We start from the raw sequence: 7,810 nt of genomic DNA on the forward strand, positions 1-7,810 counted from the left end.
ACTTATTTGATCTAGCAAAGCTTGGAATTCATGGTGTTCCTGATCTTGGTGAAAATGTTTCTAATGTTTTTGCAAAAGAAGAATTATTTTTAATCTCTTACAAAAATTAATATTATAATTAATGAAAGTTTTAATTATGAATAAAATGAATTTAATAAAAACATGTATAGCTTTTTTAGGATCTTCCGTTTCTATTTATTCTTATGCAAATTGCCCAAGCATCTCAGAAATTGAGGCAAATGAAGATGGGACGCATATTGCACGCACTGAAAAAGGGAATTGGACTCAGTTTATAAATTATCAAGCTTATAAAAACAGCAATAACAATACAAGATCTCTTGGCTATTATTTTGTATTTGGCCTTAGACGAATTGATGAAACAAACTATTTTAACCAAGTGGTTTGTATTTATCGTTTATTAGAAGAAGATAATCAATATATTGTTCTTTTATCACCAATAGATAACAAGTATGAAATATCTATTCCAAAAGAATTTAAAAATTCAAATGAATGGAGAATAATTCAACCATCACGAGCAGTATGTGTACCCGATGCTTCACTAGATCAAAATATAAATATAATAAATCAATGTGAATTTAAAGAAATGCAATAATCATATTATGACAACGAAGATGTGAATATTATTTATTCTATATAAAATTTACGAATTGTTTGATCTAAACCGAAATTATTTTTATAAAATGATGCTCCTTTTTTGGTTGTGCAATTTTCCATATTTAAATCACATTGCTGCTTTTTAAAATTAAATTCCCCTTCATGAAATATCCCATTCTGGTAACGAAATAAAAACCAATCATCCCATATGCTATTAGCTGGATGAATGTAGAAATATTCAATGCCAAATTGTTCTATGCATTTAGATGAGATTTCTTTTAATTTGCTTTCATCAGTTACAATGAAATAAAATTGAGTAAATATTTTGAATTGTGAATTTGCAAAAGAAACCTGCCTATACTCAGCCCATTTCCCTGTTATTTTATATTTACTTATAATATTTTCTTTAAGCCATTTCCATTTATAACAACCATTTGAACAAATAATATTAGCGGTTGATTCATATTCCTGTAAATCGTGATGAATATATTCAATGCCTCTTGCTTTTAATGGCAAAAAATGGAGTTTTAAAATTAGTATTATTATAAATAAATATTTCATATTGTTTTCTATTTTAAATTTCCTAAAACTTCTTATTTTAGATTAATTATAATTTGAAGCATTGCTTTTTTTGTCAATGTCTCAAATCATTTAGTAGCAATTTTTATCTAAAAAAGAAAATGTTGGTTGGAATACTTCTTCCATGAAATTATTCGAATTTCTTGAATTCAGTGAATAAATAAATGATATGTTTTTCTCTGGAAAATATAACCATGTGGAATAAAATCCTAAAGTTCCTCCAAAATCTTGAATGCATTTTAGAGTGATATATTGCCCCCAATCCTAATCCATATCCACTAGTATTTTCTTTGTTAACTCCGTCTATTAAGGTTTATCCATTTATAGTATCAACTAAAGAAACAAGTTCTTCGTATTGTTTTTTTTCTAGGAGTATTGATTTTCCAGTATTATCTTGTTTTAATAAGGCATGTAAGTATTTATTAAAATCATCTATATTACTTGTAATTGAGCCTGCAGCATTTCCCCATGACATTGAAAAATCTATTGTTCCTTTGCCATTTATTAAATATGGAGAGAATTGTGATTTTTCATTTCCAAAATAATAACCATCCATAAGATTTTTTTCTTCATATTTTGGGATATCTATCTTTGGGAATTTTTCAATATAATATGTATGATTTAATTTTAAAGGTTTAATAATTCTTTCTTGAATTTCATGTGCTACTGTATTATTTGTAACCTTTTCAATAATTTTTCCTAATATAACGTAATTTGTATTTGAGTATTTCCAATTACTCCCAGGGTTGAACCAAAGTTCTTTATCTTTTATATGATCTAAAATTTCATCAGATGTAATTAATTGAAAAGGATTTTTTCCAATTTCTTTGAATAAAAAAACATCATCATTTGCATAATCAAAAATCCCACTTGTCATATTTAATAATTCTTTGATTTTTATTTTATTCCACTTTGGATAACGATTCTCAAAAAAATCTCCAACAGTATTTTCAATGTTTAATTTATTTTCTGATTCTAACTGTAAAATTACAACAGAAAGAAAGGATTTTGAATTACTACCAATTTGAAATAAACTTTGATTTGTCATTTGAAAACCAAATTTACTTTGAAAACCTGAATTAATAATAAATTTTTTTCCATTATGGTATTTATCACACTGAATCAATAATGGAATTCCTGTAACAAATGTCGAAGAAGCGTTATTTGTAATGTATAGATCTAAAATATTTTTTATGTCATTAATATCTGATATTTCATTAAAATTATTAGTATAATTATTACTATTATTTTTATGATTTAAAAAATCATTAAATTGGTTTTTTGGTATATATTCTTTTGCATAAATAATATTTGAGATAAATAATCCAAATAAACATGATATAACTTTATATTTCATTTTTGTCCTTTCATTAAATAAATAAAAATTTTAGATGAAAAAAAAAATAAAATTATCTGTAGTTAAAAATCAATATTTTTTGATTATCACAATCATAAAAATATGTAAAGTTTAATATTTATTTTAGTAGAAATGAACGAATATCCCCAACTTTTAAAGTCGGGGATATAAGTAAGCTGAAAAGATCTTGCACCAAGCGATGCAAGGTTGAATTGAAAACCTATCAAAGTATGAAAAAGACGATAGCAATTTTGCTTGTCAAAATTTCCCTTTAGCTAACCTAATAATCTGTTGATTAATGAAAAATGCGAAATTTTTATGAATGAAATTTAATAAAATTAATTATCGCTTGATACTAAAGTAAAAGTATTTATATTTCCAGAAACAGATTGTAGTAAAGTATAAAAGTTTGCATCAGTACCATTTAAAGGATAAATTTTCATTACAAAGTTTGATTTTAATGCGTCCTGTTGATCTGCTCTAAACCAAAGATATTTAATTCCAGAAGCGTTAGATAAAGCTAAGTCCATTCTAAAAAAAGCACCAACTGCATTATTATTTAACTCTTCTCTATTTTGTGAACAAGTTTTTGGAGCAATAATAACATTATTAAAGTTATGATCTGGTCTAGAATCTCCGTCCCAATCGTAATTATCTATCTGGGATACATTTATGGACAGTAATCTGCTTGTCATATTGCAAATATTTAAATAACTAGCATTACTTGTTCCAAATGCTTCTTTTTTAGATTCTGTAATATTTGGACTCGCATGAGTTTGTCCAGTAAAAGCAAATTGCACACCAATTAAAGTAACTACACTAAGTATAGAACTTGCTAAAACATTTTTCTTAACAGACTTCATAAAGAAACTCCTTAAAATAAATGAATCAATCGGCCAAAACAATTTTGGCCAGCAGGAATAAAAATAAACATTATATCAATTTCGATAAGGCAAATTTATATTTCACTTTTTCTAAGTAAAAACTGTGTTTGTCTTCTTCCATGAAACTTAAATTAAAAAAAATTCGATGCAAGAAAATTTCAAATTTTTTTTTGACAAAAATATTATGTAAAAAATTTATTAAAAATAATCATATATACGTTGTTTATCTATTCTCTTGTAAAAATAATTTACAAGAGAAAAAGCAACCTAAAAAAATTTAAAAATTTGATGTCTTTAAAAAAAACAATTTAAAGTTATGGAAGTTAATTTTTGTTAATTTAAAGGGTAATTAAATCAAATTTATTTTTGTTTATTATTTTTTATATATGTTTTAAATTTAATTAAAAATAAAAGAGGAAATTTTGAGATCTTATTTTGCTCTATAAGTTTTGCTTACTATTTTAAGTTAAAACTTACATTAAATGTTAAAATTACATAAGTATTGTTTTTGCTAAATTCCAAGATTCACCGGAAATGTATACCAGGGCTGACTTAATATTGAATTTAAAAGCTATCTCTTTATTTAAGGCAGAAAGCGCAAACCGAAGAGATTTTTGCGACCCCGTAATTTTTCTGTTTTCAAAGACTAAACGTTGATACCACCGCTTACTTCTATACGTTGACCATTAATCCAACTCCCAGCATCGGAACAGAGAAAAGCAACAACTCCTCCAATATCTTGAGCTTCACCAACTCTGCCAAGAGGTGAGAAAGAACTTAGTAAACCTTTAATTTGAGGATTATTGCGGATAACGCCATTATTGAAATCGGTTTCAACTGGTCCAGGGGCCACTACATTCGCTCTTATTCCTTTAACACCATATTCTTTAGCAATATATTTAGTTAAAACTTCAATAGCTCCCTTCATTGATGCGTAGACTGAATAACCTGGATTTGAAAATCGAGTCGTACCTGAAGATAAATTAATTACTCTGCCATCGGAATTCATGAAGTTTAAAATATGTTGAGTAAGAAAATAGACACTTTTAAAGTGAACATTCATAAATTCATCAAATATTTCCTCTGTTACTTTTTCCATGGGCACTGTGGCACCCATTCCTGCATTATTTATCAAAAAATCGATATTATCTTGCTTCCATTCACTCTTAAGGAGAGTCTTTAAAGAATCGACAAATGGGGTAATAGATTTAAAGTTATTCATATTAAGCATCATTGTTCTAGCTTTAACTCCACAGGATTCCGCTTCCTGCGCTACAGTAACAGCTTTTTCTTCTTGATCACGGTAAGTAATAATGAGGTCTGTATTTGCATGTGCAAGGCGCAATGCAATGTCCCGACCGATACCTCGACTTGCCCCCTGTCACAAGAGCTATTTTTCTAATCATGATGATTGTCTCCTATTTTAAGTTAACTATTTTAGCACAATACAATAGTGTGTTGTCATGTTCAATGAAATATCTGTTTCATAATTGGAAGCGTTATGGGAATAAACATTTAATTATATCTTTGATTTGTTAACTTAATTTAGTCTAGCTATTTTACTTATTTTGAAAACCTCTTTAAAATAATTTAACCTTGAATTTATTTCGCTAAATGGATTTTAAAAGAAAATGTGGAGATCATTTAATATGAATGTAAATAAACTTGCATTTCAAAAAAAATATGGACCTTGGGCTGTCGTCACAGGGGCTTCGGATGGGATTGGCCGTGCTATGGCAATTGAAATTGCAAATATGGAAGTAAATTTAATCATAGTGGCAAGAAATCAGGAACGTTTAGAAGCTTTGGGAAATGAAATTCAAAAGGAATTTAAAGTAACTGTTAAAGTAATAGCAATTGATCTCTCCACGATAAATTCCGTTAAAAATTTAATTTCACAAATTGAAAAATATGAAATTGGATTATTTGCAGCAATAGCTGGTTTTGGAACGTCTGGGTATTTTTTTAAAACGAACATAAACGATGAATTGAATATGATAGATGTGAATTGCCGGAGTGTCGTAGAGCAAACTCATTATTTTGCAAATAAGTTTGTTTCTCAAAAGAGAGGTGGAATTATATTAATGGGTTCATTAGTAGGTTTTCAAGGTGTTCCATTTGCTTCTAATTATTCTGCTACAAAATCTTTTATCCAGAATTTTGCTGAAGGTCTTCATTTTGAATTAAAACCATTTGGAGTCGATGTTCTATGTTCCGCACCAGGACCCGTTCATTCCGGCTTTGGAGATCGAGCAAAAATGATAATGGGAAACTCAGCCTCTCCTGAAGAAGTTGCTAAAGAAACAATTATATCATTAGGTAACAAAGTTACAGTTCGTCCAGGATTCTTATCTAAATTTTTAGGTTGGTCTTTAATTATTTTACCAAGAATACTTAGAATATTAATAATGAGAATGATCATGAGTAACATGTCTCATTCAAATAAATAAGAAGCGAATTTGTTTTTAGATCACCAAAACTCATTTTTAATATACCATTTTTTCCATTCTCTATATCCTTCAAGGTTTTTAATTTGTTTTTCTACTGAAGAAATGCCATTGCGGGATCAAATGGTCCTCTTAGCCCATAAAAAAAAAGCGATTTTTCGATTGTGAAGGTGAAAATAAAAATTTATCATCAATTTAAACTTTTTTTATTAAAATTCGAGGGTAAATACGAATGAAGCTGAAACTGATTTTGGCGTTCTCCACAACTTATATTAGCTTGGTATCTAGTTTAGTTGCATTTGCAAGCAATCCAAAAAGTGTACGTTGGACTTATAAAGAAGATAATAATAGTGACTTCGTTCATATCATTGATGTGATCAATCAGAAAACTGGCTTTGCGCTTTCAGTGTCTGATTTCTCGATGATGGAGAGCCGTAAACTCGCTAAGTATAATTATCTCATGCTCACACAATTGCAAAATGGTTTGCCAGTAGAGGGAAACACTTTGCGTATCTGGACAAATAACCAAGGAGAACTTTTCCAAGTCGAAGCACAAGTGAGTGATAAAACTTCTTCCGAGTCTGTAAAACAAAGTCTCTCCATGAGTCCAGAGACGGTTCAAGCGCTTCTTACATCAGACACAACGATGGATTTAGTGCGCAACGAAGTTTTTAACCATCCAGATGATAAACAGATTCGAAATGTGCAATGGAAAGATGTGATTGAAAAAGATAAGGTTCTCCGCATTATCAAAGTCAAAGGAAAGCGCGGAACACACCTTATTAAAATCGATCCGATTGGAAAGAAAGTTGTCGATCATCTTTATGAAGAGTTTCCAAACGCGGACAGTGACATCAAGACGATGAGCATTCCTGTGCATATTTACCCAATTTATGAAGAAGTTGAGAAAACCAATGAACTGATGCCGCGTGTGCCCGCCTATTTGCGCAACCTCGTTAGCAAAATCCACAAAGCGGATACGGATCCTTACTCACCCCTTCGTAGTATGAAATACCTTTATACCATGCTCGATCCATTTAAAGGATTAACCGCTGCCGGTCGCAAAGATGGTTTTTGGGCTCCCACATACGTTAAGAGGCAAGGGAATGCAATTCTCAATTCATTACCATTGGTTGATAATAATTTTGCTTCTGGTTTTGTACTTGAGGGGAAATTTACTTCAATCAACATTCATCCTGAAGCAATTAAGCAATTCAACGGGAAATTAGCATTCAAACCGAAGTTTTCAGGGCAGTTCCGTTTTGATTACCGTGACGATGAGATGATTCCAACAGCTACTTACCACGGCAAACCATTTGCATCACGCAAAGAAATTGAGCGTGTCGACGCAGTTCGTCTCCCCGATCATAACGTTCTTGAGTACCTGAACAACGGTTTCGACAGCGTCCAAGTTTACTGGGCTGTGGATCAATTGTTTGAGACGCTTCATAAAAGTGGATTTAATGATCCAGAATTATCTACAAGACCGTTCCATGCGTTCTTATATGACCCCGATATTTCCATGAAAAATAATGCCTATTACACCGACGACACAATTAATTTTACGACTTATTCACCTAATCAAGGTAACATGGCTCGTGACAATACCACGATTTGGCACGAACTTGGTCACGGTGTCATGGATCGTTTGATGGGAGATTTTATTAATTTAGCAGGTACCGGTGGACTTAGTGAAGGTATGGCGGATTTTGTTGCCCAAATGGTGTTGCACGATGTAACGGGTGCAAGTTCATTCCCAGGTTTATCCGACATGCGAATTATGAATCAAACAGGATTTTTCTTGACCAACGAAGTTCATGATGACGGCGAAGTGTCCTACCAATAAGTGCATTTTACAAACAAAATGAATGCTAGTAAATTTTTTATAGAGAGTGGTTTTTGATTTTGTTGATGGTATCGAGATAATT

At 30.5% G+C, this 7,810-nt stretch carries 7 protein-coding genes; 3 read left to right on the forward strand and 4 right to left on the reverse strand.

The window, feature by feature from the left end; genetic code table 11:
- Window positions 1-136 precede the first annotated feature (136 nt).
- Window positions 137-613: a hypothetical protein gene (locus ACIQ56_RS12125; RefSeq protein ID WP_397601322.1), complete on the forward strand. Its 477-nt coding sequence runs from the start codon at window positions 137-139 to the stop codon at window positions 611-613.
- 32 nt (window positions 614-645) lie between these two features.
- Here ACIQ56_RS12125 and ACIQ56_RS12130 read toward each other — a convergent pair whose 3' ends face one another.
- The 4 genes from ACIQ56_RS12130 to ACIQ56_RS12145 all read right to left on the reverse strand — a co-directional run bounded on the left by ACIQ56_RS12130 (window position 646) and on the right by ACIQ56_RS12145 (window position 4,780).
- Complete coding sequence (locus ACIQ56_RS12130; protein WP_397601323.1) at window positions 646-1,176, reverse strand: hypothetical protein; 531 nt, start codon at window positions 1,174-1,176, stop codon at window positions 646-648.
- Between the two features lie 331 nt (window positions 1,177-1,507).
- Window positions 1,508-2,551: a serine hydrolase domain-containing protein gene (locus ACIQ56_RS12135; protein ID WP_397601324.1), complete on the reverse strand. Its 1,044-nt coding sequence runs from the start codon at window positions 2,549-2,551 to the stop codon at window positions 1,508-1,510.
- A gap of 338 nt (window positions 2,552-2,889) precedes the next feature.
- Complete coding sequence (locus ACIQ56_RS12140) at window positions 2,890-3,414, reverse strand: hypothetical protein (RefSeq protein WP_397601325.1); 525 nt, start codon at window positions 3,412-3,414, stop codon at window positions 2,890-2,892.
- Between the two features lie 667 nt (window positions 3,415-4,081).
- Window positions 4,082-4,780: an SDR family NAD(P)-dependent oxidoreductase gene (locus ACIQ56_RS12145; protein ID WP_397601326.1), complete on the reverse strand. Its 699-nt coding sequence runs from the start codon at window positions 4,778-4,780 to the stop codon at window positions 4,082-4,084.
- Window positions 4,781-5,084: 304 nt separating this feature from the next.
- On the opposite strand from ACIQ56_RS12145, the gene ACIQ56_RS12150 reads away from it, so the two are divergent.
- Together ACIQ56_RS12150 and ACIQ56_RS12155 are read left to right on the forward strand one after the other, a co-directional pair.
- Window positions 5,085-5,885 carry an SDR family NAD(P)-dependent oxidoreductase gene (locus ACIQ56_RS12150; protein WP_397601327.1) on the forward strand — a complete coding sequence of 267 codons (801 nt, stop codon included), beginning with the start codon at window positions 5,085-5,087 and terminating at the stop codon, window positions 5,883-5,885.
- Between the two features lie 229 nt (window positions 5,886-6,114).
- A complete protein-coding gene (locus tag ACIQ56_RS12155) occupies window positions 6,115-7,728 on the forward strand; it encodes a hypothetical protein (protein WP_397601328.1) in 1,614 nt (537 codons plus the stop codon).
- Window positions 7,729-7,810 lie beyond the last annotated feature (82 nt).

The sequence above is a fragment of the Silvanigrella sp. genome, assembly GCF_044369315.1.
Classification (GTDB): Bacteria; Bdellovibrionota_B; Oligoflexia; order Silvanigrellales; family Silvanigrellaceae; genus Silvanigrella.